Annotated in this window: 23 protein-coding genes; 17 read left to right on the forward strand and 6 right to left on the reverse strand. The window is 60.8% G+C overall.

Annotation, left to right across the window (positions count from 1 at the left end):
* The first annotated feature begins 19 nt into the window (after positions 1-19).
* The 17 genes from ACFQ95_RS17410 (at position 20) to ACFQ95_RS17490 (ending at position 20,041) form a co-directional block, all read left to right on the forward strand.
* Positions 20-1,024 (forward strand): WD40/YVTN/BNR-like repeat-containing protein, encoded by a 1,005-nt coding sequence (locus ACFQ95_RS17410; protein WP_422832964.1) that lies wholly within the window; start codon positions 20-22, stop codon positions 1,022-1,024.
* A gap of 23 nt (positions 1,025-1,047) precedes the next feature.
* A complete protein-coding gene (locus ACFQ95_RS17415; protein WP_422832966.1) occupies positions 1,048-3,483 on the forward strand; it encodes an efflux RND transporter permease subunit in 2,436 nt (811 codons plus the stop codon).
* Entirely contained in the window at positions 3,480-4,487 is a 1,008-nt protein-coding gene (locus ACFQ95_RS17420) for an MBL fold metallo-hydrolase (RefSeq protein ID WP_422832967.1), read from the forward strand. The genes ACFQ95_RS17415 and ACFQ95_RS17420 overlap by 4 nt, the downstream gene beginning before the upstream one ends.
* A gap of 2 nt (positions 4,488-4,489) precedes the next feature.
* The gene (locus ACFQ95_RS17425; RefSeq protein ID WP_422832968.1) at positions 4,490-5,725 is read left to right on the forward strand and encodes an FAD-dependent oxidoreductase; all 1,236 of its coding nucleotides are present in this window, start codon (positions 4,490-4,492) and stop codon (positions 5,723-5,725) included.
* Between the two features lie 20 nt (positions 5,726-5,745).
* A complete protein-coding gene (locus tag ACFQ95_RS17430) occupies positions 5,746-6,915 on the forward strand; it encodes an alpha/beta hydrolase family protein (protein WP_422832970.1) in 1,170 nt (389 codons plus the stop codon).
* A gap of 27 nt (positions 6,916-6,942) precedes the next feature.
* A complete protein-coding gene (locus ACFQ95_RS17435; RefSeq protein ID WP_422832971.1) occupies positions 6,943-7,887 on the forward strand; it encodes a VOC family protein in 945 nt (314 codons plus the stop codon).
* Entirely contained in the window at positions 7,884-8,246 is a 363-nt protein-coding gene (locus tag ACFQ95_RS17440; RefSeq protein WP_422832972.1) for a Rieske (2Fe-2S) protein, read from the forward strand. The genes ACFQ95_RS17435 and ACFQ95_RS17440 overlap by 4 nt, the downstream gene beginning before the upstream one ends.
* Positions 8,247-8,276: 30 nt before the next feature.
* On the forward strand, positions 8,277-9,401 hold the full coding sequence (locus ACFQ95_RS17445; RefSeq protein WP_422832974.1) for an FAD-dependent oxidoreductase: 1,125 nt from the start codon (positions 8,277-8,279) through the stop codon (positions 9,399-9,401).
* A gap of 49 nt (positions 9,402-9,450) precedes the next feature.
* Positions 9,451-10,590 carry an MFS transporter gene (locus ACFQ95_RS17450; protein ID WP_422833013.1) on the forward strand — a complete coding sequence of 380 codons (1,140 nt, stop codon included), beginning with the start codon at positions 9,451-9,453 and terminating at the stop codon, positions 10,588-10,590.
* A complete protein-coding gene (locus ACFQ95_RS17455) occupies positions 10,587-11,171 on the forward strand; it encodes a cupin domain-containing protein (protein WP_422832976.1) in 585 nt (194 codons plus the stop codon). Before ACFQ95_RS17450 ends, ACFQ95_RS17455 begins: the two co-directional genes overlap by 4 nt.
* A 19-nt stretch (positions 11,172-11,190) precedes the next feature.
* Complete coding sequence (locus tag ACFQ95_RS17460; protein WP_422832978.1) at positions 11,191-12,171, forward strand: fumarylacetoacetate hydrolase family protein; 981 nt, start codon at positions 11,191-11,193, stop codon at positions 12,169-12,171.
* Positions 12,172-12,224: 53 nt separating this feature from the next.
* A complete protein-coding gene (locus ACFQ95_RS17465) occupies positions 12,225-13,034 on the forward strand; it encodes a cyclase family protein (protein ID WP_422832980.1) in 810 nt (269 codons plus the stop codon).
* A gap of 933 nt (positions 13,035-13,967) precedes the next feature.
* Positions 13,968-14,573: a malonic semialdehyde reductase gene (locus ACFQ95_RS17470; RefSeq protein WP_422832982.1), complete on the forward strand. Its 606-nt coding sequence runs from the start codon at positions 13,968-13,970 to the stop codon at positions 14,571-14,573.
* Positions 14,574-14,628: 55 nt separating this feature from the next.
* Positions 14,629-16,104, forward strand: a complete 1,476-nt coding sequence (locus ACFQ95_RS17475) for an aldehyde dehydrogenase family protein (protein ID WP_422832984.1) — start codon at positions 14,629-14,631, stop codon at positions 16,102-16,104.
* Positions 16,105-16,157: 53 nt separating this feature from the next.
* Entirely contained in the window at positions 16,158-17,141 is a 984-nt protein-coding gene (locus tag ACFQ95_RS17480) for a Bug family tripartite tricarboxylate transporter substrate binding protein (protein WP_422832985.1), read from the forward strand.
* A 125-nt stretch (positions 17,142-17,266) separates the two neighbouring features.
* Positions 17,267-19,030, forward strand: coding sequence for a thiamine pyrophosphate-binding protein (locus ACFQ95_RS17485; protein ID WP_422832987.1), 1,764 nt, complete (start codon positions 17,267-17,269; stop codon positions 19,028-19,030).
* Between the two features lie 12 nt (positions 19,031-19,042).
* Positions 19,043-20,041 (forward strand): PhnD/SsuA/transferrin family substrate-binding protein, encoded by a 999-nt coding sequence (locus tag ACFQ95_RS17490; RefSeq protein ID WP_422832988.1) that lies wholly within the window; start codon positions 19,043-19,045, stop codon positions 20,039-20,041.
* Here the strand turns inward: ACFQ95_RS17490 and ACFQ95_RS17495 are convergent.
* The 6 genes from ACFQ95_RS17495 to ACFQ95_RS17520 form a co-directional block, all read right to left on the reverse strand.
* Positions 20,038-20,982 (reverse strand): LysR substrate-binding domain-containing protein, encoded by a 945-nt coding sequence (locus ACFQ95_RS17495; RefSeq protein WP_422832990.1) that lies wholly within the window; start codon positions 20,980-20,982, stop codon positions 20,038-20,040. The two genes, ACFQ95_RS17490 and ACFQ95_RS17495, sit on opposite strands and share 4 nt — an antisense overlap.
* Positions 20,983-21,129: 147 nt before the next feature.
* Positions 21,130-21,888, reverse strand: coding sequence for an ABC transporter ATP-binding protein (locus ACFQ95_RS17500; RefSeq protein ID WP_422832991.1), 759 nt, complete (start codon positions 21,886-21,888; stop codon positions 21,130-21,132).
* A 568-nt stretch (positions 21,889-22,456) separates the two neighbouring features.
* Positions 22,457-23,149 (reverse strand): arsenical resistance protein ArsH, encoded by a 693-nt coding sequence (gene arsH / locus ACFQ95_RS17505; protein ID WP_422833015.1) that lies wholly within the window; start codon positions 23,147-23,149, stop codon positions 22,457-22,459.
* A gap of 22 nt (positions 23,150-23,171) precedes the next feature.
* Complete coding sequence (arsC, locus tag ACFQ95_RS17510) at positions 23,172-23,594, reverse strand: arsenate reductase (glutaredoxin) (RefSeq protein WP_422832993.1); 423 nt, start codon at positions 23,592-23,594, stop codon at positions 23,172-23,174.
* A gap of 22 nt (positions 23,595-23,616) precedes the next feature.
* Positions 23,617-24,708, reverse strand: coding sequence for an ACR3 family arsenite efflux transporter (gene arsB, locus ACFQ95_RS17515; RefSeq protein WP_422832994.1), 1,092 nt, complete (start codon positions 24,706-24,708; stop codon positions 23,617-23,619).
* Positions 24,705-25,067, reverse strand: a complete 363-nt coding sequence (locus ACFQ95_RS17520; protein WP_422832995.1) for an ArsR/SmtB family transcription factor — start codon at positions 25,065-25,067, stop codon at positions 24,705-24,707. Before ACFQ95_RS17520 ends, arsB begins: the two co-directional genes overlap by 4 nt.
* Positions 25,068-25,139: the final 72 nt, after the last annotated feature.

Genomic DNA, 25,139 nt, shown 5'->3' on the forward strand with positions numbered 1-25,139 from the left:
AGCGACACCGAGGGACGTCTTGACCGTCACGGATGCATTGCAGCGTCCGGCGGTGATGGCCCGCCAACCAGAGCGCTCGGTCACGCTGTCGGCGGCTCGCGCTGGCAAGCGCCTGGTGGCGGTCGGAGAGCGGGGGCTGATCCTGCTGTCGGACGACCAGGGTACACAGTGGCGTCAAAGCCCGTGCCCCGTGAGTGTGACCCTGACCACGGTGCGCTTTGCCGATGCCCAGCATGGCGTGGCCGTGGGCCACGGCGGTGTGGTGCTGACGACAGCCGATGCTGGCGAGACTTGGACCCTGCGCCTGGATGGCCAGCGCCTCGCGCAGTTGGTCTTGGCCACTGCCAAAGCCTCTGGCGATGCCGCTCACATCCGCGACGCCGAAAGGCTGGTGGCGGACGGCGCTGATAAACCGCTGCTCGACATCCTGGCCTGGGATGCACACAACCTACTGGCCATTGGTGCCTATGGTCTGGCGCTGCACTCCTCTGATGGGGGCAAGAGCTGGACTTCGTGGATGGAGCGCCTGCCGAACCCCCGCGCCTTGCATCTATACAGCATTCGCCGCGCTGGAAACACCCTCCTGATCGCAGGCGAGCAAGGACTGATCTTGCGCTCGGATGATGCCGGTGCCCGTTTTCATGCGCTGAGCACGCCCTACAAGGGTAGTTGGTTCACGGCTGAGTTGCTTTCAGACCAGCGCCTGGTATTGGCCGGACTGCGTGGCAACGCCTGGCGCAGCGAGGACGGCGGCACGACGTGGGTGCAATTGGCGAGTCCTATGCCTGCCTCCATCACGGCGTCTGCGCAAGGCCAGGGCGGTGAGCTTTGGATGACCAACCAGGCCGGCTACGTCTTGCGCCTGCAAGGCAACACCCTGGTGCCGCTTCATCGCCAGGCACTTGCGCCTTTGACGGGACTTCTCGGGCCTGAGAGCCACCACTCGGCTTCTGAAGGCCTGGTCCTGGCGATCACCGGCCCGCAGCGTATGTCTTTGAATCCCGGTCAAGAGGCCAGCAAATGATCCAACCCACTTCCTCTGCCTCCATGTCCGAATCTCATACGGCTTTTGATCCACAGTCGGGTTCTGCGCTGGAGCGTGCGCTTTTCAACCATCGGCGGCTAGTGCTGCTGCTCTGTCTGCTCATCACGGTGCTGCTGGGCTGGCAGGCCACCCGTCTTCAGCTCAATGCCAGCTTTGAAAAAACCATTCCGGTCAAGCACCCCTACATCCAGACCTACTTGCAATACCAGAACGAGCTCAGCGGTCTGGGCAACGCGGTGCGTATCGCGGTCGCTCGCCCTGAAGGCGCAGGTGACATCTTTGATGCCAAGTACCTCGATACATTGCGTCGTTTGAGCGACGAGGTGTTCCTTGTGCCTGGGGTCGATCGCGGGCGTATGAAGTCCCTCTGGACTCCCAGCACACGCTGGGTCGGCGTCACGGAGGACGGGCTGGAAGGTGGTCCCGTCATTCCGGACGGATATGACGGTTCAGCTAGAAGTTTGCAACAGCTGGGCACCAATATTGCCCGCTCCGGAGAGGTCGGGCAACTCGTGGCATATGACAGCCGCTCCACGGTGATCTACGTGCCTTTGCTCGCAGCGGATGCGCAAGGGCATGCACTGGATTACGCCGTGCTCTCCCGAAAACTGGAAGCACTTCGCGATAAATACCAAGCCGAAGGCGTGACACTGCATATCACCGGTTTTGCCAAGATCGTGGGGGACTTGATCGACGGTGTTCGCGGGGTGCTGCTGTTCTTTGCATTGGCCGTTTTCATCGCCACGGCCATGGTGGGTTGGTATACCCGCTGCGCCCGCTCCACCGCCCTGGTGGTTCTGGCCTCACTGACGGCCGTGGTATGGCAGTTGGGCTTGTTGCCCTTGCTGGGTATGGCCCTGGACCCATACTCGATCCTGGTGCCCTTCCTGGTTTTTGCCATTGGCATGAGCCATGGCGCCCAAAAGATGAACGGCATCATGCAAGACATCGGACGCGGCCTGCCCAAGTTGATGGCCGCTCGCTTCACGTTTCGCCGGCTGTTCTTGGCGGGACTGACCGCATTGCTGGCCGACGCCGTCGGGTTTGCCGTGCTGTTGGTGATCGACATTGGTGTGATCCGCGAGTTGGCGATTGCGGCTTCGATCGGGGTGGGCGTGCTGATCTTCACCAATCTGATCCTGCTGCCCATCCTGTTGAGCTACACCGGTGTCAGCCACCGTGCGGCACAACGCAGCCTGCGCGCGGAGCTCGCAGACCAACACCAAGCCCAGGGACAGGCTCTATGGCGCTTTCTTGACCGCTTCACCCACCGGCGCTGGGCAAGCTGGACGGTGCTCGCAAGCGCCGTCTTGGGTGTAGCTGGTTTTGCCGTCAGCACACATCTCTCCATTGGTGACCTCGACCCCGGTGCACCCGAACTGCGCGCCGACAGCCGTTACAACCGCGATGTGGCCTATCTGAACCAGGCCTACGGCGCCTCGAGCGACGTACTCGCGGTGCTGGTGGAAACGCCTGCAGGCCAATGCTCCAACTACGAAGCCTTGAACAAAGTCGACGCATTGGAGTGGCAGCTGCGGCAGATCGACGGCGTCGAGAGCACCAACACCTTGTCGCTGCTGAATCGCCGCGTTCTGGCCGGTCTGAACGAAGGCAATCCCAAGTGGTACGAGTTCCTGCCCAATCAGGACATGCTCAACACGGTGACCGCCGGCGCGCCACGCGGCTTGTACAACGACAGCTGCAGTCTGCTCACGGTCTATGTTTACCTGCGCGACCACAAGGCCCAGACCTTGCAGCGCGTGGTCACCCATGTTGAAGCATTTGCGCTCGCAAACAACAGCGACAACGCGCGCTTCCGTTTGGCCGCCGGTACTGCCGGGATTGAGGCCGCCACAAACATTGTGGTGAAGGACGCCTGGCCACGGATGCTGTTGCTGGTCTACAGCGCGGTCGTGCTGTTGTGCTTCATCACCTACCGCTCCTGGCGCGCGGTCGTGGTCGCGGTGTTGCCGCTGGTGCTGACCTCGGTCTTGGCGGAGGCGTTGATGGTGGTCCTGGGGATGGGCGTGAAGGTAGCGACCTTGCCCGTGATCGCCTTGGGTGTCGGGATCGGGGTGGACTACGCCTTGTACATCTTGTCCGTGACCTTGGCGTCACTACGGGCGGGCAACAGCCTCTCGGTGTCATACCACCGCGCACTGCTTTTCACTGGCAAGGTGGTGATGCTCACGGGTATCACGCTGGCCGTTGGCGTCATCACCTGGACCGCCAGCCCCATCAAGTTTCAAGCCGACATGGGTTTGCTGTTGGCGTTCATGTTCCTCTGGAACATGTTGGGGGCCTTGATGCTGCTGCCGGCACTGGCCCACTTCCTCCTAAAACCAACGCTGTCGGCCTTGCCTGCAGCAGTTGCAGCTCCCGCTGCCGCTGCGATGCGCCGGGTTGCTGCCCCTACGACACACGAGTCTCTTGCATGAAACGATCCATTCTTTTGCCCTTTTGCATGGCGCTGCTCACCCTCGGGGGGATCAAGGTGAACGCTCAAACTCAGCCGCCAGCGGCATCGGTGGAGCCCACGGGTACGCGCGTGATCACCCTCGGGACACAAGGCGGGCCACTGCCGGCTGGCTCGCGCTCTCAGCCCGCGAATGCCGTGGTGGTCCAGGGGCGGGTGTACCTGGTTGACGCGGGCAACGGCGTCGTCGGCCAGTTGCGCCGTGCGGGTCTGGACTACCGGCGCGTCGACCATATCTTCATCACCCACAACCATGACGATCACAACGCCGACTGGGGAACGCTCTTGGGGCTGCAATGGAGCACAGGGCGACGCAACTCCGTGCACGTCTACGGCCCAGAAGGCACAGAATCCATGCTGCAGGGCTACTTGCAGTACTTCGCGCCCAACGCGCGCATTCGCAGCGCCGATGCGCAGATGCCGCAAACACCGGCTGAGCAGTTCCGTGCGCATGACATCCGCGAGGGTGGGGTGGTCTATCGCGACGACCTGATTGAGGTCACCGCCGCAGAGAACTGCCACTTTCACTTCGATGCCAACACCCCGGCGGGTGCCAAGCGAGACAAATCGTATGCCTACCGCTTCAAGACACCAGACAAGGTCATCGTTTTCAGCGGCGACACCGGCAACTGCACCAACCTGCCCGCGTTCGCACGCGACGCGGACCTGTTGGTTCACGAGGTGGTCAGCCTGCCGCTGATTGCCGACAGCTTGCGCCGCTTCATGGCGTCGCAACCGGGTGCGGTGCCGCCGGGACTGTTCGAGGGGCTGATGCGCCATATGGCTGAAGACCACACCGTGCCCGAAGACATTGGCCGCCTGGCCACCGCCGCCAACGTCAAGAAAGTGGTGCTCACGCACTTTGCACCAGGGCGCGACACGGACCCCGACAGCGCCTATGTCGATGGCGTCAAACAGCAATACAACGGCCCGGTAATCGCGGCCAAGGATTTGATGGAGTTTTGAACATGACCTCTTTTTCTTCTATGACCTCTTCTTCCGCCACGCCGCGTCGTCGTGTGGCCGTCATCGGCGCCGGACCAGGGGGCTTGTCCGCTGCGCTGGCGTTTCATCGTGCCGGTCACGAGGTGCGTTTGTACGAACGGCAAAACGCGGTGCGTCCGTTGGGTGGGGCGGTTTTGCTGTCGCTTCCAGTGCTTTCGGTCTTGCGCGACATGGGCGTCAATATCGACAAGCTCGGGGCCTATGGCGTGACAGAGTTTCGCAACCACCAGGGGCGCTTACGGACACGCCTGCCGTTCAACTCCCGCGCGGAGGCTCGCGCCGGCCTTCCGGGCTGGCACTACGGAATGTTGCGATCCGCAGCCGTGGAACGCATGTTGCAGGTTATTCCGCAGGATCTTCTGCACACGCGAAAAACCTTCAAGCGTTATACCGAAACTGAGTCTTCCGTGACCGCTCATTTCGACGATGGCTCAGAGTGGGAGGCGGATCTTTTGGTGGGCGCCGATGGCATTCGCTCGGTGGTGGCACAGCAGACCTTTGGTGATCTCGGCTTGTTCCATTGCGGCATTCAGGTCTGGTTGGCTTGGTGCCACTGCGACAGTGTGCCGCGCGATGTGGGGTGGATTTCTCACTCGCGCCAAGTGCAAGCCAGTTTCTTTCCCATTCTGCACAACGGGCAAGCCGCGCACGAGTGGTGGGTGGTCGAGCCCTGGAATGAGGGCAAGAGCTTCAAGGGAGACGTGAAGACGCACGTCATGGGCTTGTTGAAAGGCTGGGCCGATCCCTTGCCGCAACTGGCTGCCGCCACCGATTTCGAGAAGAACTGTTTTCGCTGGGAGGTCTACAACCGGCCAGCCTTGCAAAGCTGGTCCAAGGGGCGTGTGTCGTTTGTGGGTGATGCGGTGCACCCGGTTTCGCCTTACGCCGCCTACGGCATGGGCATGGCCATCGAGGATGGCTGGTGGTTGGCGAAATGCCTGGAGGGGCTGGATCTGGCGCGTGACCAAGACCTGCGCCAAGGCCTGGCACGCTACGACCGGCAACGCGTGGACTACACCAACAAAAACGCCAAGGTTGCCCGCTACATGGGCTACCTGTTTCATCGCACACCTTGGCCTTTGTCGGCCGTACGCGATGCGGTCTTCGACCACACCGGTTTCCTCGAGAAAGCCCTGGTGCAGAACTACCTCAAGGATGCTGAGCAGCAAATGGAAACGCTGCCTATCGGCGCTTACTGATTCATCAAACGGACCTCAATATGTTCAAGTACTTTCCCACCAACTACGTCTGGAATCTCTCGGTCAATCTCGCCATCGAAATGGGCGCGCGGATGGGCGAAATCGAAGAGATGTGTGCCCCGCTGACGGAAGCCGCCAAGGCCCCCGATGCTGCGGGCACGCAGGCCTTCCGCGAAACCTGGGTCAAGATGGCCGACAAGCTCTGCACCTTGGCGCAAGAGGACGAGACTCGTGGCCGACTCCTCTCGGCCGGCGAAAAATACCGACGCGCGGCCGCCTACCTGATTACCGCCGAGCGCCTGCAGGCCCACGACGCCCCTGGGCGACTGGAACTTTACCAACGCGAGCTGGCGTTGTTCCAAAAGGGTTCACGCCTCATGGGCGAGCCCATACAGCGGGTCGAGATCCCCTACGAAGGGCGTCATCTGTCCGGGCTGTATGTCCCAGCTCAAGGCGTGAAGCCCGGAGAGCGTTCACCTTTGTTGGTGCAGCTCAACGGCTTGGATTCCACCAAGGAAATGAAGGCCTTGGTCGGCTTGCCGAACTGGCTGGCCAAGCGCGGAGTGGCGTCTCTAATGGTGGATCAGCCCGGCACCGGTGAAGCGCTGCGCCTGCAGCAACTGACCGCACGCTATGACGCAGAACATTGGGCCAGCCGTGTGGTGGACTGGCTGGAGGCCCGAAGCGATGTTGATCCCAAACGCATCGGCTGCGAAGGTGTATCGCTCGGGGGCTACTACTGCCCGCGCGTGGTAGCCATGGAGCCGCGTTTTGCATGCGGCGTGGCCTGGGGCGCCAACCACGACTGGCGCGACGTGCAAAAGCGCCGCTTGGAGAAAGAGGGCGACTTCCCGGTGCCGCACTACTGGGCCCACGTGTGCTGGGTCTGGGGTGCCAAAGACATTGACGACTTCATGCGCATCGCCGAAGACGTGCATCTGGACGGAGTGGTGGAAAAGATTCGTGTGCCGTTCCTGGTCACGCACGGCGAGCGCGACTCGCAGATCCCGCTGAAGTGGGCGCACCGTACCTACGAGCAGCTCGTGAACAGTCCCAAGCGCGAATTGAAGATCTTCACGGACCGCGAAGGCGGCGTGCAACACGCCAGTTTCGATAACAGCATCAACGCGGGCCACTACATCGCCGACTGGGTGGCCGAGACGCTGGGTAGCCGCACGGCCGCCGTCTGAGCCCATCACCACTTAACAGAGGAATCTATGAACATTACCGGACTCGAAGCGCTGGTCTTTGGGGTGGACGACATCGCGGCGTGCACTCAGTATTTGAGCGACTACGGCTTGACGCCCATCAACGTCGGCCCCGAAGGGGGGCGGTTTGAAGCCTTGGACGGCACGGCCATCATCTTGGCGCGCCAGGACGATCCCACGCTGCCGGCCAGCACTGGGACGGCCAGCATGCTGCGCAAGACCATTCATGCGGTCGCGGACAAGGCAACGCTGGAGGCCATCGCCGCGAACTTGATGACCGATAGGGCGGTACGGCGTTTGCCCGATGGCTCCATCGAATCGGTGGACGACATGGGCTTTGTGATCGGCTTCCAGGTGTCTCAGCGCAAGCCTCTTGCCCTGCCGGCAGAGGCGATCAACGCGCCCGACGCGACGGGTCGCCCGGCCAATGTGCCCGCAGTCAACGAGCAGGCCCCGGCCAAGCCGCGTGCACTCTCGCACGTGGTGTATTTCGTGCCGGATGCAGCCAAGGCGGAGGCCTTCTATGTGCAGCGCCTGGGCTTTACTTGCACCGACCGCTTCATCGGGGTCGGCCCCTTCTTGCGGCCGGCAGGAACTCAGGATCACCACACCTTGTTCTTCATCCAGACGCCGCCGCACATGAAGGGCTGCGAGCATTTCACCTTTCACATGGGCGGCCCCACCGAACTAATGCAGGCGGGCTCGCGTTTTGTGGCCAAGGGCTATCAAAGTTTCTGGGGCCCCGGCCGGCACCGTTTCGGCTCCAACTGGTTCTGGTACTTCAACAGCCCCTTGGGTTGCCATGTGGAGTATGACGCCGACATGGACCGCCACGATGACGCCTGGGTGGCCCGTGAAGCACCCATGGGGGCGGACGCATCGCAGCTTTTCCTGTTTCAGCATCGCGAGAAATGGGCGCCCGGCGGCCCACCGCCCAAGGCTGTTGCCGCATGAGCTCCCTCATAACCGAGGGCCGGTGGCTTTGCCAACTGGCGTCTTTGCCTGATGGCGGTGCAAAAGGCTTCGACCCGGACGGGACAGGCCGCGACACGCTGTTTCTGGTCAGGCAGGGACAAGAGGTCCACGCCTGGCTGGACGCCTGTCCGCACATGGAGGGAGCTGCCATGGCCTGGCGCAAGGATGGCTACCTCAGCGGCGATGCCCGCCACATCGTGTGCCATGCACATGGGGCGCGCTTCGACATCCGAACCGGCCAATGCCTGCTGGGCCCGTGCGAAGGCGATGCACTCACCTCCGTGCCGCTGCACATCGACGCGTCCGGAGGCATTCGCTTCGCGGGTGACGCGCTTTAAATCATTTCAGAACAACCGGGAGACAAGCCCATGACATCCACTCAACGCATCCTCATCATCGGAGGCGGCTTTTCGGGCATGGCCGCCGCCATCGAACTACGCAAGGCCGGCCATACCGTCGACCTGGTGGAAATCGACGCCGGCTGGCGCTCGTATGGCGCCGGCATCAGCCTGGGCGGTGCGACGCTGCGCGCGTTTCGCCAGCTAGGCGTGCTGGATGCCTTCTTAGAACAAGGTGCCGCGTCCGACGGTGTGCAGCTGTTTCTACCTGATGGTGCGCCGCTGGGCACCTTGCCCACACCGCGGCTCGCCGGGCCAGACGTGCCGGGCAACGGCGGCATTCTGCGCCCTGTCCTGGCGCGCATCCTGGCCGATGCAACACGCGCATCCGGAACCAACGTACGCCTGGGCTGCACGTTCAGCGCCATGCGACAGGAAGGGGAGACGGTGGAGGTGGACTTTACGGATGGCCAGCGCCAGCGCTACGACCTCGTCATCGGCGCTGATGGCCTTTACTCGAAGGTACGGGAAACCCTGTTCCCCCAGGCGCCCAAGCCGCGTTACAGCGGTCAAGCGGTCTGGCGTGCAGTGTTGCCGCGGCCTCCAGAGGTCACCTCCACCATGATGTGGATGGGGCGCGTGAAGCCGGGATTGAATCCGATCTCGGCATCCCAGATGTATCTCTTCCTGACGGAAAACCGGCCAGACAATCAGCATGTTGCGCCCGAAACTTTCGTCCCCCAACTGCGTGCGCTGCTGGAGGGCTTTAGCGCGCCGCTGCTACGAAACGTACGCGAGCACATCGACGACCAAGCGTCGATTGTTTTCCGTCCCTTGGAAGGCTTGCTGCTGCCGCGCCCCTGGCACCAAGGCCGTGTCGTCCTGATCGGCGACACCGTCCACGCGACCACGCCGCATCTGGCCTCTGGTGCCTGCATCGGCATCGAGGATGCTTTGGTGCTGGCGGATGAGTTGTCGCGTGCGCCTAGCGTGGGGGGCGCGTTGAATGCCTTCGAAGCACGGCGTTGGGATCGCTGCCGCATGGTGGTGGAAAACTCCTTTCGCCTGGGCCAGATCGAGATCGAGGGCGGCAGCAAGGACGAGCATGGGCAGATCATGCGCGACTCCTTGATGGCCTTGGCCCAGCCCATCTAGAGGATTCGCCATGATTCGCACGGAGAGCCGTAGAGGGCGTTTCGCCCTCATGGTGGCGCATTGCGCTGGCATGGTCGATCTGGTGGCCCTACCAGTTTGGGTGGGTACCCTGATATCCAAGTATGGGTTGGATCCACAGCAGGCTGGTCTCTTGGCTACGTTGTTTCTGGTCGGCGCCGTATTGGCCAGCTTGGCCTTGGCGCCCCAGTTTCAACATTTGTCGGGCCGTGTGGTCGCGGCTGCCGGGTTCGGTTTGGCCGCAGCGGCGTTTGCCGGCCTGTCGCAGGTCACCGAGTTCGGGACCATGGCAGCGCTGCATGCCTTCGCGGGCTTGGCTGCCGGTGCCGGATTGAGCGTGACCCACGGCACCATCGCGTGCAGCGTCCACCCGCATCGGCTGTTCGCGGTGGTGGGGATTGCCTTGGGCTTTTTCGGCATTGCGTTCATGGGCGCCACGCCGCCGCTGATCGCCGCCCATGGTGGACCGCTTATGTTTCAGGTGTTCGGCGCGTTGATGGGTTTCGCTGCGATCGTGGCCATCTTTGCCTTCCCGGCAGCGGACCCCGTGCAAAATCAGCCGTCCGGTCTCTCGCAGTCCATGTCGCGCATGCCTCGCTCGGTTTGGTTTGGCATTGTGGGAATCAGTGGCATGGCCTTGGTGCAGGCCATGACCTTCAGCTTTCTCGAACGCGTGGGAACAGAACGTGGCTTCAGCGTTCAGGCCATCACCATGGTGCTGGTGGCGCTGGGTGTGGTCAATCTGTTTCCGGCCGCATTGGCCGCCCTGTTGGAGAAGCGCTGGCCAGCCCACGGGGTGTTGCGAGCAGGGCCGATCGTGCAGGCCCTGTTGGTCTTGGTGATCGTCAATGTGCAGGACTTCGCACCCTATGCGGCTGCGGCGTCCGTGTTTGCTGCGGTGATGATCTTTACCCACACATTTGCCTTCGGCTTGATCGCCCAACTGGACCCCAGCGGGCGGGCCCTGGCGGCCACGCCGGCGATGTTGATGGTCGGCGCTGCCATTGGTCCGATCTTGGGTGGGACCTTGATCAAACATCTAGGTTACGGCAGCCTTAGCCTTGCGGCGGTAGTCGTCGCCGTGGTGGCCGTGGCGTGTTTTGCCCGATTGCCGAGGCCAGCCGCTTCAAAGGTGTCTGCCAACTCAGCGCAGAAGGCCGTGACCCCATGAGTCTGCCCGCCATTCACCGAGTGGTCACGGGCCACGCAGAAGACGGGCGCGCCATCGTCACCAGCGATGGACCGCTTCCTACGGTGGTGCAGATCGAGGCCATTCCTGGCACCGTGTTTCACGAAGTCTGGAGCACGACGGAAAGCCCTGTTAACGTGGATAACGGAGCAGACCCGACGCTGGGGCCCTTGAGGCTTCCGCCGCCGCCAGGCGGCACACGTGTGCGCTTTGTCGATATTCCGCCGGACACGCCAGAACTCTTGGCCCATGGTGCCGCGCGCATGAAAGCGGCGTTCTCGCAGATTGGTGACGAGCAGGCCAGCACGGTGCAGGCGAATTCGCCTCATCCATTGATGCACCGCACCGAGTCGGTGGACTACGGCGTGGTGATTTCCGGTGAGTTGACGTTGATCTTGGACGACTCGGAAGTGCGGCTGAAGCCTGGCAGTGTGGTCATTCAACGCGGCACCAACCATGCCTGGGCGAACCGTTCGAATCAGCCCTGTCGAATGCTGTTTGTGCTGATTGACGGCACGTTTGCGCCTGCACTGGGGCGGCAGATCGGCTATCAAAAAACCTAGAAACCAAAGGAATCGTGAGATGAAACTAGCTACCGTGAAGAATGGGCATCCTGACGGACGTTTGGTGATCGTCTCTCGGGATCTGCAGCACGCGGTGCAAGCGCCCGTGACAACCATGCAAGCGGCCATGGAAACGTGGGATAACGTGCTACCCGAACTGCAAGCTTGGTATGAAAACCTGAATGCAGGGCGGCTGAATGCGGCTTTTGCATTTGATGTGCAAGCCGCCGCTGCACCGCTGCCGCGCGCTTATCAGTGGTGCGACGGATCCGCATTTTTGAACCATGGCCATCTGATGGAGCGAGCGTTTAATACCGAGCCCATCCCCGACTTTGAAACCGTCCCGGTGATGTACCAGGGCAGCGGTGACGATTTCCTGGGGCCTCATGAGGTAGTGCCCCTGCCCAGCGTGAACCACGGCATCGATTTTGAAGGTGAATTCGGGGTGATCACCGGTCCTGTTCCTCTGGGGACTTCGCCGGAACAAGCGGCTTGGCACGTGCGACTGCTGGTGCAGATCAATGATTGGAGCCTGCGCAGCTTCGGCCCACGAGAAATGAAGACCGGCTTTGGTTTTCTCCAGGCGAAACCGTCGACGGCTTTTGCGCCCGTGGCCGTAACGCCTGATGAGTTAGGTGACGCCTGGCATGAAGGACGTGTCGAACTCGACCTGCACATCCATTGGAATGGCGAGTGGTTTGGTCATCCCAATGGTCGCGAGATGAATTTCGATTTCCGTCAACTCATCGCCCATGCTGCGGCCACCCGGCGTCTGGGTGCCGGCACGGTGATCGGCTCCGGGACGGTGTCCAACAAAAGCCGGGAGGTAGGTTCCGCCTGTATCTCGGAGCGGCGTGTGATCGAGATGATCGATCAGGGCCAAGCACGTACTGCGTACATGCAGTTTGGCGATCGCGTGCGCATGGAAGCGCGTGACGCCTTTGGCCAGGCCCCGTTTGGCGTCATCGACCAGGAAGTGGTCCAGTCGCCCACGCCCTGATTTGCGCTCCGTTCATCCTTTCTTCGCCCTGCACCATTCAAAGGACTCTCCCTATGTCTCGCCGATTTGTTGATCTCTCCATTTTTCTGGAAAACGATGTTTTGTCCGACCCACCGCCCCTGGCACCAAAGATCACATACCAGACGCACCAGGAAACCTTGCCCGAGTTCATGCATCTTTTGCCAGGCACCCAAGCCGAGGACTATCCGGACGGCGAAGCCGCAGCGGCAGAGTGGGTGACCCTGACGACACACAGCGGAACCCATCTGGACGCGCCGTACCACTTCCATTCCACGATGGACGCCAAGAGCGGGGAGCCGCGGCCCTCCATCACCATCGACCAGGTGCCCTTGGAATGGTGCTTTCAGCCGGGGGTGAAGTTGGACTTTCGCCACCTGCCCGATGGCCACGTGGTAAGTGCCGCCGAGGTCGAAGCCGAGCTGGATCGGATAGGTGTCGAGTTGCAGCCGCTGAACATCGTGGTCGTCAACACGCGGGCCGGCTTACGCTACGGCCATAACGACTACATCCATGCGGGTTGCGGCATGGGCTACGAGGCGACCATGTACCTGCTGGAGCGCGGCGTACGTCTCACGGGGACCGATGCTTGGAGCTGGGACGCGCCCTTCAGCTACACCGCACAAAAAATTGCGGCCACGGGAGACAAGAGCCTGATTTGGGAAGGGCACAAAGCTGGACGGGACATCGGCTACTCGCATCTCGAGAAGCTGCATAACCTGGAGTCGCTACCCTCACACGGTTTCTACATCTCTTGCTTTCCGCACAAGGTGCGTGCAGCTTCCGCAGGATGGACCCGCGCGGTGGCGATTTTTGACGAGGGCTTGTTTTGCAAGGTTCCGTGAGGGGGCGAAGCCTTTTGTCCGGGGGCGTCCACTTTCATCGTTCGAAACTGCAAATGTTGCGCAGAAGTAAAGCGGATGCCTTGTTCACGCGGCAACTCATTTTGAATGCCGCTGAGAGATGGCTTTTAGTCAACACCGTATCGGGTAATTTCCTGGAAATGATCGCAAGGGAAGGCGGCCCCAGGCGCGGTGCGATTTATGGGCACTTCCGGGACAAATCGAATTTGCTCATCGCGGTCACGGAGTCGGCTATCGCTTAGTGGCAGGCCAGTCTTCGCAGTTTTCTGACAAGTCACTCTGACAATCCAGAGGCCAACTTGGCAAGCTGGGCTGCTGCGTGAAGGAAGACGCATCCAAGGGCGCAAGGCCCATTTCACATCTTTCCAGCCCAGGTATTCCTTACGTCTGGAGTGCATTGGCGCCTGCGAGTAGCGCAGCCTGCGCGTTTCCATCGGCGCTTCCGAGCTGACGCCCGCGGGCCGTGTGATGGCCCGGCGATTTGACCTTGCGCAGACGTCTGCAAGGCTTTGACCAAGCTGCTGACGCGCAGCGGGGGCCTATGCGTACTTCAGGCAACGCTGAACAAGTTCCCCTCGGCGCCCGCATCCCTGGCGTGGGCAGCCTGCGGCGTTGCAAATCCTCGCCATAGCACGGGCTATGGCTGTGGCTGTATTGACGATTCAGGCCTAGCAGTCCCTGCCACACCAGAGCGCGGCCATCCGAGGAACTTATTCAGCCTCGCCTTAACCATTTGCTCAAGTACCCGGAAAACAAATTCAATCGACGCGAGATCGTGTTCTATGCAAACTTGTTGTCGGAAGGCGTTTCAAAGAAAACGCACCAAAGCCGTGGTCCCGGAGACAAGCAAGGGATCACTGATCAGGCGCTCTCCATGCGACCTGGCCATCAGCTCGTCACTTTAGAAATGAAATCATGAGTACTGTCAAAAAAGCTGTCGACGATGCCGCGCTCGACCAGTTGTTTCGAACCGCCAGAACCTACAACGGCTGGTTGCCCACCCCCGTCTCCGATGCCTTGATCAGGCAGCTTTATGACACCCTGAAAATGGCACCGACCAGCGGCAACTGCAACCCCATGCGGGTTGTGTTTGTGAAGTCGCCAGAGGGAAAGAAGAAGCTGTTGCCCGGCTTGAAGCCGGCCAATGCCGAGAAGACCATGCAGGCCCCTGTGACTGCCGTCATGGGATATGACACCGAGTTCTACGAGCATCTTGAATTGCTCGCACCACACGTGGCCAAGGACCGGCGGGCCAACTACATCGCAGATCCTGAACTGGCACAACGGGCCGCTTTCCGCAATGCAACCTTGCAAGGGGCCTACATGATCATGGCGGCACGCGCCCTGGGGCTGGATTGCGGGCCCATGTCGGGCATCCTGCACGATGTTCTGGATCACGAGTTCTTCCCCGGTGGCAAGGTGGTTTCCAACTTCATCATGAACATCGGCTACGGTGATCCAGCGAGTGTTCGCCCCCGGGCGGCCCGCTTCGAATTCGACGACGTCTGCACCATCATCTGATGACTCTGATGGCGACCACCACCCATTCCCCTGCAACGAGAAGGACCCGGCTCCCGTGAACAAAGCACCTGAAGAATCTCTGCCCAAACAGCGCAACCTCTACTATGGTGGCCAGTGGCAACCCTCTGCATCCGGCGCACGCATGTCGGTGGTCAACCCGAGCACCGGAAAAAGCCTGGGCGATGTCTCCGAAGCCTTGTCGAGTGACGTGGATGCCGCTGTGGCGGCCGCAGACACGGCTTACCGCACATGGCGCAGAGTTGCGCCGGCCGAACGGGCCAGGCTGCTGCGCAAGATTGCCCAGATCATTCGTGAGAATGCACACGAACTGGCCATGGTGGATGCTGTTGATGGCGGCATTCCGATTGAGGAGGGTTTGCGTGACGTAGCCAATGCTGCGGCGCAGTACGATTTTTTTTCCGGTCTGGTCACGGAGATGAAAGGCGAGTCGGTACCACTAGGGCCGGACTCCGTCAATTTCTCCGTGCGTGAGCCCAGAGGTGTGGTGGGCCGCATCATTCCGTTCAACCATCCGTTCATGTTCTGTGCCGCCAAGTCGGCGGCGCCCATGGCGGCTGGCAACACGGTGGTGGTTAAAACGCCAGATCAGGCCCCCTTGAGCGCGTTGCGCTTCGCGGAGCTGATCGAAGGCGTGCTCCCCGCGGGCGTGTTCAACGTCCTGTCCGGCGGACGTGAAGCGGGTGCGGCCTTGGCCTCCCATCCCGGTGTGGCCATGGTGTCGCTGATCGGCAGTGTGCCGGCGGGCCGCGCGGTGATGCGCGCGGCTGCGGACACGATCAAACCGGTGCTGCTTGAACTTGGCGGCAAAAACGCCTTGATCGCCTTGCCCGATGCGGATCCCGATGAAGTTGCAGACGGCGTGATTGCCGGTATGAACTTCACTTGGTGTGGGCAGTCATGTGGGTCGACGAGCCGGGTCTTTCTGCATGCGGCCATACACGATGCTGTGGTCGAACGCGTCAAGAAACGCATGTCCCAATTCCAGCCCGGCGATCCTACGAACCCTTCAACCACCATGGGCGCCATGATCAGCCAGGTGCAGTTCGAGAAGGCCCTTAGTTTTATTGAGCAAACCAAGCAAGAAGGCGCGCGGCTGTTGCACGGTGGCAAGCGCTCGGAAGATCCCAAGCTGGCGGGTGGCTTCTTCGTCGAGCCCACGATCTTCACCGAGGTGAAACCGTCCATGCGTCTCGCCCGCGAAGAAGTGTTTGGCCCTGTGCTCGGCATATTTCGCTGGGCCGACGAGGAGGAGATGCTGACCGCCGTCAACGGTGTTGAATTTGGCCTGACCTGCTCGATCTGGACCAATGACGTGCGGCACGCACATCGCCTGGCGGCAGAAGTGCAGGCCGGGTTTGTCTGGATCAACGAGGTTTCGCGTCACTTTCTGGGCACACCGTTTGGTGGCTACAAGCAATCGGGCCTGGGCCGCGAGGAATGCCTCGAAGAGCTGATCAGCTACACGCAGCAAAAACATATCCATGTGAATTTGAAGCGGCCGGCGCGCTAGCGGCGCAGCGCTACGGCGGGCTGAAGCTCGAAAACTAAAAAGAGGAGACAAAAATGGAAAAAGCATGTTTGTGGTCGGTGACGCGTGTAACACCCGTGCTCGCGTTGGTCGGTGCGATGTTGGTTAGTCCTGCGATGGCGCAGACCAAACCGTTTCCTGGAGACCGCACCATCAGTCTGGTGGTGGGCTTTGCGCCGGGCGGCTTCGCGGATAGCTTCGCACGCGTCATCGCGGATGAACTGGGGCGCAAGTGGAACGCTACCGTGATTGTGGAGAACAATGCCGGGGCGGGTGGCAACATTGCCACCGCCAACGTGGCCAGCAGGGCTGCCGACGGTTATCGCGTGTTGGTGACCACGACGGCAATTGCCATCAACAGCACGCTGTATGTCAAGCCAGGCTACAACCTGAACGACCTGACGCCGGTGGCCGTGCCCGTTTCCTCGGCGGAATCCATTGCCACCAATCCGTCGCGGCCGAAGTCGCTCAAGGCCTTTCTTGAGGCCTTCAAAGACAAGGAGGTTTCTTTTGCAACCGCGGGCGTGGGGTCTGGCTCGCATATTGCCGCAGAGTACTTCCTGAAGAACATCGCCAAGGTCAAGGCTTTGCATGTCCCTTTCCGTGGCGGCAACTTGTCGGTTCAGGCCGCCGTGGGAAATCAGGTCGACCTGGTGGCGTCGTCCTTCGGTGTCGCGGCCCAGGTGAATGACGGCAAATTGACCGGTTTGGCGGTAGGCAGTGCAGCGCGTGTGCCCAGCATGCCAAGTGTGCCGACCTATACCGAGAGCGGCTATCCCTTCCAGGCGGAGTCATGGGTCGGGCTGTTTGTGCCCGCCAAAACACCGGCGGACATCATCCAGAAGTACAACGCAAGCATCTTGGAGATCATGGCCGACCCGTCGGTGAAGGCGAAGTTGACCTCCATGGGCTTTCAGCAACACCGCCGAACGGTTGAAGAGTCTACGGACTATGTGAAGGACGAAGTCGTCAAGTGGGGCACGATGGTCAAGGCCATTGATCTCAAGGTTGACCAGTAAGGCATTCGCCGCCCTTAGTCCTTGCTAGTAGCGGTTGTAGAAAAGCCGGTACTTGTATAGGCGCGACTGCACCTCGTGCCGCGCTATCCATTTCTCACTGCATTACTTAGAAGAGCTTATACGTCATGACCGAAAAATCCACCCCAGCGGGCAACACTCCCGTCGTGTGGGGCAGCGATGTCATCGCAGAAACCATTCGGGCGCTGGGCTACCGTTTTATCGCCCTGGTGCCGGGCTCCAGCTTCCGCGGTCTGCACGACAGCCTGGTCAACCACCTGGGCAACCACGATCCGTCGATGGTGGTGTGTCTGCATGAGGAACATGCCGTCTCCATTGCTGACGGTTTCTCGCGGGTTGCGCAGGAGCCGATGGCCGTGGCATTACACGCCAACGTGGGCGTGATGCATGCTTCGATGACCATCTTCAACGCCTGGTGCGACCGGCGGCCCATGCTCATCATAGGGGCCACCGGGCCGGTTGATGCGCGCAAGCGCCGGCCCTGGATCGACTGGATTCATACCTCGAAAGACCAGGGCGCGTTGATCCGCAACTTCATCAAATGGGACGACCAGCCCACTTCGCCTGAAGCGGCGATTGAAGCTGTGTTGCGTGCCGACCAGATCACACGAACCGCCCCGGCTGGTCCTGTGTATGTGTGCCTGGAGGTCGAAATGCAGGAGACGGCGCTAGACCGCACGGTCAAGGTTCCAGATATCCGGCGCTTCAATATTCCTGAAGCGCCTGCCGCGCCCGCCGACACCCTCAAGAAGGTGGTGAATGCCCTGCGCGAAGCCAAATCTCCGGTGCTGCTGTTTGGCCGTGGCTCACGCGAAAGTGCGGCCTGGCAGAACCGGGTGGCCCTGGCCGAAGCGCTAGGTGCAACCGTCATGACGACCTTGCACAATGCCGCCTGCTTTCCGACCGAACACCCGCTGCACCACCTGCCACCCGTGGGTGAACGCCCGGATGCGGCAGAGAGCGCGCTGCTGCGCCAGGCTGACCTCATCGTGTCGTTTGACTGGCATGATCTGGCCGGATTCTTGAGCGCACGGTTTGGGGAGATGCAAACCCAAACACCGGCGCCAACCCACATCGTGCATTGCTCGGTAGACGGTTTTGCCGCCAACGGCTGGAGCATGGACCACCAGGCTTTCCCGGCGGCCGACATCCGTGTGCTGGCCGACCCCGACAGCCTCGTCCGCCAATTGCTTGCCGAAATACGCGCCCAGAAAGACTGGACCCCCGTCACCCGTAAAGCTACGGGGCACTGGGCGGACACGGCCCCGGCCGGCCCGGATGCCGGGTTGCCGTTCAACTCGGAGCAGCTGGCCTTTACGCTGTCGGCCTTCTCGCGCGGCAAGGACGTCACCTTTGCGCGTCTTCCCTTTGGCTGGCCGCGTATCGCCAGTCGTTTCACCACACCGCTCGACTTTCTTGGCAAGGACGGCGGCGGCGCGGTTGGCACGGGTACGGGGCATACCGTTGGGGCGGCGCTGGCTTTGCAGGGCAGTAGCCGCCTGACCATTGGCGTGATCGGTGATGGCGACTACCTCATGGGGGTGAACGCATTGTGGACCGCTTCCCATATGAAGATTCCGATGATGATGGTGGTGGCCAACAACCGCTCTTACTACAACGACGAGGTGCACCAGGAACGAATGGCCAGGCAACGGGGCCGACCGGTCGAAAACAAGGGCATAGGCCAGAAGCTCAACGACCCGGCGCCCGACATTGTGGGACTCGCCCTTTGCCAGGGCTTTGAAGCTGGTGAAACGGTGGGCAGTGCAGAGGAATTGCAGCGTGCACTTGAAAAGGGCGCGGCTGCGGTGGCGGCAGGTGGCCGCTACATCATCGATGCGCTGATCATTCCTGGTTACTCGGACAAATAAGCGGGGGGCAGAATGAAACAAAACACCGTGACCCAGACACCTAAAACACTGACCGTGGCTTGTGGTGTCTATGACCGGACATGGCCGCTCGCCGCGTCGGTGGCTGCCGTGCCCGGCTACGAACTGGCCTGGAAGCATCTTCCAACAGAGGAGATATTTTTGCGCGGCATGCTGGGCGGAGAGTTCGACATTGCCGAGATGTCTATGAGTTCCTACCTGCTGCAGTGTTCGCGTGGAGAAAACCTTTATCAGGCTATTCCGGCCTTTGTGTCGCGCAAATTCCGCCATGGATCTATCTATGTCCGAGCCGATGCCGGCATTCAAACGCCGGCAGATCTGCGCGGTCGCAAGATCGGCGTGCCAGAGTATCAACTGACGGCCAACGTCTGGGCGCGTGGCCTGCTGTCCGACGAGTATGGGGTTCTTTCGAATGAAATCCATTGGGTCATAGGCGGGGTAGAGGAGCCGGGGCGCGATGAAAAGATTCCCCTGCAACTGCCTGAGAGTTTTCAGTTCACCAGGCTGCAGCCAGGGGAGACTCTTTGGGAGCTGATGACGCAGGGCCGGCTAGACGCCATCATTGCACCCCGAGCACCGCGCTCTTTTGTCAACGGCGATCAACGCATCCGGCGCCTGTTTGCCGATACGGTGTCGGCCGAGAAGGCCTACTACCAAAAGACGCGCCTGTTTCCGCTGATGCATGTGGTGGGAATCCGCAAGGACGTGATTGCCAGCGCACCCGATCTGCCATCCGCCTTGCTGAAGGCCCTGGAGGCCGGGAGACGCCATGCGTTGGGCCAGTTGCATCAGTCCAATGTGGACACCACCATGCTGCCTTGGCTTGATGCGCACCTGAGGGAGACCGAAGACATCATGGGCAAGGACTACTGGCCCTACGGCACCGAGGCCAATCGCAGAGACATAGAAGCGTTGTGCCGGTACTCCCATGAACAAGGCATCATCAGCACACGAATGAAGGTCGAAGACCTGTTCCCGCCGACCCTGTCTTAACTGGCTTGTTGGATTTGTTCGGCCGCCTTCTGCAGGCAGTCGACCATCAGCTGCGCGGCCGGGGTCAGGCCGCGGCTCTTGTTCCACATGACCCCCACCGGGCGTATGAGCAGCTTGGGAAGCGCCAGCGGCAGCACATGCAAGGACTGAGTTTCGTCCCTCTGGGCCGCGGCGAGGGGCATGACACCGATGGCATGGTTCATTTGCATGTAGGAGGTTGCCAGGTGGTGGGACAGGGTTTCGACATAGGTATGCGGAAGACCAAGCCCGTGCTGCTCCAGGATGCGGTCAAACGGAGCACGCAACAGCGAGCCTGAAGGAGGCAACACCCATGGGTAGGGCTGCAGATCCGACCATTTCAGTTTCTTCTTTTTGGCAAGCGGGTGCTGGCGGCCTGTCAGCAGTGCAACGGGTTCTTCCAGCAACTCCATTTCGTTCAAGCCGTTGACGGCATCGCGCGATGCCAGCCGACCAATCACCATGTCCAGTTTGCCCTGCCACAGATCGGGCAGCAGGTTGGTGGTGGAGGCTTCCGAGACGAGAACGTTTGTGCCGGGGGAGCGCTGCCTGAGCATGGTGAGGGATGTGGGCATCAGCACCGAAGTCCACGAAGGCGAGATGCCCACTTGAATTTTTCCCTCTACGCCGGAACTCAAGGCGCGCAAGTCGTCGCGCGCGTTATGGATATTGACCATCATCGCGCGCGCATGGCGTATCAGGCAGGCGCCGTAGGCTGTAGGGCGTACGCCCTGGAGGGAACGGGTGAACAGCTCCAGCCCCAGTCCTCTCTCGAGTTCGGCCAGTGCCTTGGAGACCGCTGGCACGGTCACATGGGAGATATCAGCGACCTGTTTCAGGTTGCCAAAATCGTCCAGTGCGACCAGAAGGCGAAGGTGCCGCGCCTTGAGATTGACCTGCAGATATGAATCAATTTGGGACATTCAGAGTACCTTGTCTTCGCGGCGATGCAGCAATAGAAATGGCCAGGACTTCTTTGACGATTCTGCCTCGACAACAAAAGATCTGCTGCCAACATCAGGTCCAAGGAATGTAGCCAAAAAACAGAGTCAGCCAAGCCGTCACGCTGCTCAGCGATAGTAGACGCCTATACGCTGCCCGTTGATTTCATGCACAGTGACGTCCTGCCCATATAACTCTTGCAGCAAGTCGGTGCGAATGATGTCCAGTGGCGTTCCCTGCGCCGCCACACGTCCTTTGTGCATTGCCACGATGTGGTCGGAATAACATGAGGCGAAGTTGATGTCGTGCAGCACCAGGACTATTGTTTTACCCAGGTTCTTGGCCATGCCTTTCAGCAGTTTCATCACGGCCACTGAGTGATGTATATCCAGGCTGTTGATCGGTTCGTCCAGCAGCACGTATTCCGTGTCCTGGCAGAGCACCATGGCGATATAGGCGCGTTGGCGCTGTCCTCCGGACAGCTCGTCCATCAAGCGGTCGGCTAAGGGCTCAAGTTCCAGATTCGCCATGGCCGCATCGATATGCGTGCGATCGGCCTTGGTGAGTTGGCCCTTGGAATAGGGGTAGCGGCCGAACGCAACCAACTCGCGCACCGTCAGGCGCGTCACGGTTTGATTGTCCTGCTTCAGTATGGCGAGGCGGCGCGCCAGTACATCACTGGGTGTACGGCTGACGTCGACGCCATCCACGGTCACCGTTCCCGATGATGCCGGCGCCAACCGGCTCACCATGCCCAGCAACGACGACTTGCCGGCACCGTTGTGTCCAATGATGGTGGTCAAGCCACCGGCGGGAATGCGCAATGAGATGTTGTCGATTACCGCGATATCGCCGTAGTGTTTGGAGGCGCGCCGCGCTTCAATCATCCAGTCTATCCCCGCACTGACACTTTCCAAGCATGGCTGAACATCCAGCCTCCCGCAGATTCAAGGCTGCAGAGGAAACACTACTTTGAGCTCTTCCAATAGCGTGGGCAATCATGAATTTCCTCTTAACCGGCGCCTGCCGTTGGGCGATCGGCACTGAACCACAGCGCCGTGGATGCAAAGAAGCAAACGCCAACACCTGCGATAGACCTTGGTTTTTGAGCGTTGTGGAGGAGTGAGCCCCCGCGCGAGCCTGAGTTTGAAGAGCCTGGCACCACAGGCCACACTTGCCTGGCGGCAGTATATGGACGGAGCGGCCGTTTGCGAGATAACGTGTTTGGAAGCTGGATAACTTCTGGTTATCGGTGAACCTTGGCAGGCGTATTCGAAAAACACCTCTAAGGATGTCGCCCCAGAAGGGCCTCATTCGCGTGCTTGTATGGTCGAGCAGATTGGTTCAACGGCTTTTCAGCAAGTTGCGGACTGCGTTCGGTGAAAGAGCGTGAGCTTCAGCTTTTCCGCTGGCTGGATCCGTATCCGGCGTCACTGGTTCTGGCCAGATTCTGCCTCATATCGACCGCTGGTTCACCCGTTTCGACAATTCTGCCGCCGACTCCTTGCGTTCGCTGTAGCGGTCCACCAGGTAAGGTGCAAGATCGCGCGTGAGCAAGGTGAACTTCAGCAACTCTTCCATCACGTCGACCACCCGGTCGTAGTAGGACGATGGTTTCATCCGGCCGTCTTCCTCGAACTCGGCAAAGGCCTTGGCCACCGAGCTCTGGTTCGGAATGGTCAACATACGCATCCAGCGGCCGAGAACGCGCATCTGGTTCACCGCATTGAAAGACTGCGAGCCGCCGCTGACCTCCATCACCGACAACGTCTTGCCTTGTGTGGGGCGTACCGCCCCAACGGACAACGGAATCCAGTCAATCTGGCTTTTCATGATGCCGGTCATCGCACCATGGCGTTCGGGCGAGGTCCAGACCATGCCCTCGGACCAGGTCGCCAGCTCACGCAGTTCCTGCACCTTGGGGTGATTGTCGGGCGCGGTGTCGGGCTGCGGCAGACCGTGCGGGTCGTAGATACGCACCTCGGCGCCCATTGCCTCCAGCAGGCGCGCCGCCTCCAGAGTCAGCAACTTGCTGTACGAGCGTTCCCGTAGCGAGCCATACAGCATCAGGATGCGGGGTGCATGGGTAGACGCTTCGCGAGGCGTCAGCGCGCCGGGCGACGGGACGCGGAACGAGGCCGCATCCAGATTGTTGGAGGGCCGGTGCACGTCAGACCCGTTTTCCCTTGGCATCAATGGCCACCTTTCCATCTTCCTTGGTGAACGGGCCCTGCTGCGGCGAAGGCAGCAGTTCGAGCACTGCTTCCGATGGCCGACACAACCGGGTTCCCAAAGGGGTGACAACGATGGGGCGGTTGATGAGGATGGGGTGTTGCAGCATGAGGTCCACCAGGGCTGCATCACTCCATTTGGCATCCTGCAGCCCGAGTTCGTCGTAAGGCGTGCCTTTCTGCCTCAACAGTTCACGCGGGCCAATGCCCATCAATGTCAGCAACTCCAGCAGGCGTTCCCTGGACGGTGGCGTCTTGAGGTATTCGATGACCTCAGGTTCCACGCCGCTGTTGCGGATCAGGGCCAGTGTGTTGCGTGAAGTCCCGCACGCGGGGTTGTGGTAAATCGTGATGTTGTCCATGGGGTAGGTCTTACAAAAAGATTCAGCGGGCGGCGGGCCGTGCCCCGGCTTCGTACCAGGACTGGGTGCGGTTGACGACGGCCACGACCGCCAGCATCACCGGCACTTCAATCAACACACCGACGACGGTGGCCAAGGCCGCGCCCGACTGAAAGCCGAACAGGCTGATGGCGGTGGCCACGGCCAGTTCAAAGAAATTGCTAGCACCTATGAGCGCGGACGGGCCCGCCACGCAGTGCTGCACACCCATCTTGCGGTTGAGCCAGTAGGCCAGGCCCGAGTTCAGCACCACTTGTATGAGTATGGGCAGCGCCAACAGGAAAATCACCAACGGCTGCGCCAGAATGGCTTGGCCCTGGAAGGCGAAGAGCAACACCAAGGTCAGCAACAGCGCAGCAATCGAATACGGGCCCAGCTTGCTTATGGCGGCCTGGAAGCGCGCCTCGCCGCCGGCCAGCAAGGCCTTGCGGATGAGCTGCGACACGACCACGGGCAGCACGATGTACAGGCCGACCGAGATAAGCAAGGTATCCCAAGGCACGGTGATGGACGACAAACCCAGCAGCAAACCCACAATTGGCGCAAAGGCCACGACCATGATGGCGTCGTTCAACGCCACCTGCGACAAGGTGAAGTAAGCGTCGCCCTTGCACAGCTGGCTCCAGACAAACACCATCGCCGTGCAGGGTGCAGCAGCCAGCAGAATCAGGCCGGCGATGTAGCTGTCCAGTTGGTCGGCTGGCAGCAACGGTGAGAACACGTGCCGGATAAAAATCCAGCCCAGCAACGCCATGCTGAACGGCTTGACCGCCCAGTTGATGAACAGCGTGACCCCTATGCCGCGCACATGGCCCTTGACCTGGCCTAGCGCTGCGAAGTCAATCTTGAGCAGCATAGGAATCATCATCACCCAGATGAGCACCCCCACCGGGAGATTCACCTGGGCGATTTCCATGGCCGAGATAGACCGCGTAAGGCCGGGGAAGAGCTGCCCCAGGCCAATGCCGACCACAATGCACAGCGCCACCCAGATGCTGAGGTAACGCTCGAAGAAGCCGATGACGGTAGCGGCGGGGCGCACGTTTTGGCGGCTGATGCGGGATGCTGCCGTCATGGGCAAGTCCGAGCTTTATTCTTCGGGGAGCTTTTGCACTCGAACGCCGCCATCGCAGGAGTGACTGCGCACGTTTCGCCCTGGCAGCAGTTCTCTGTGAGGTAAGCCAGCACCCCGGTCATCTGCTCAAAGGCCGCGCGGTAAATGAGGTTGCGACTGGCCCGCTCCTGGGTGACCAAACCCGCGTGCACCAACTCCTTCAGGTGGAACGACAAGGTATTGGCCGGAATGCCCAGGCCTTCGGCCATGGCGCCGGGCGTTAATCCGGCTTCACCGGTGACCACCAGGGCCCGAAACACCTGCAGCCTAACGGGCTGGGCGAGCGCGGCAAGCGCTTTGATGACGGTTGATTCTTCCATAATTCAATAATACTTGAATTATGGATTGAATTTGTGAAGCGTCGATGGCGCGCAATGTGACGCTTGGGTTCA

The sequence above is a fragment of the Variovorax sp. HJSM1_2 genome (assembly GCF_049316285.1).
Taxonomy (GTDB): domain Bacteria; phylum Pseudomonadota; class Gammaproteobacteria; order Burkholderiales; family Burkholderiaceae_C; genus Rhodoferax_B.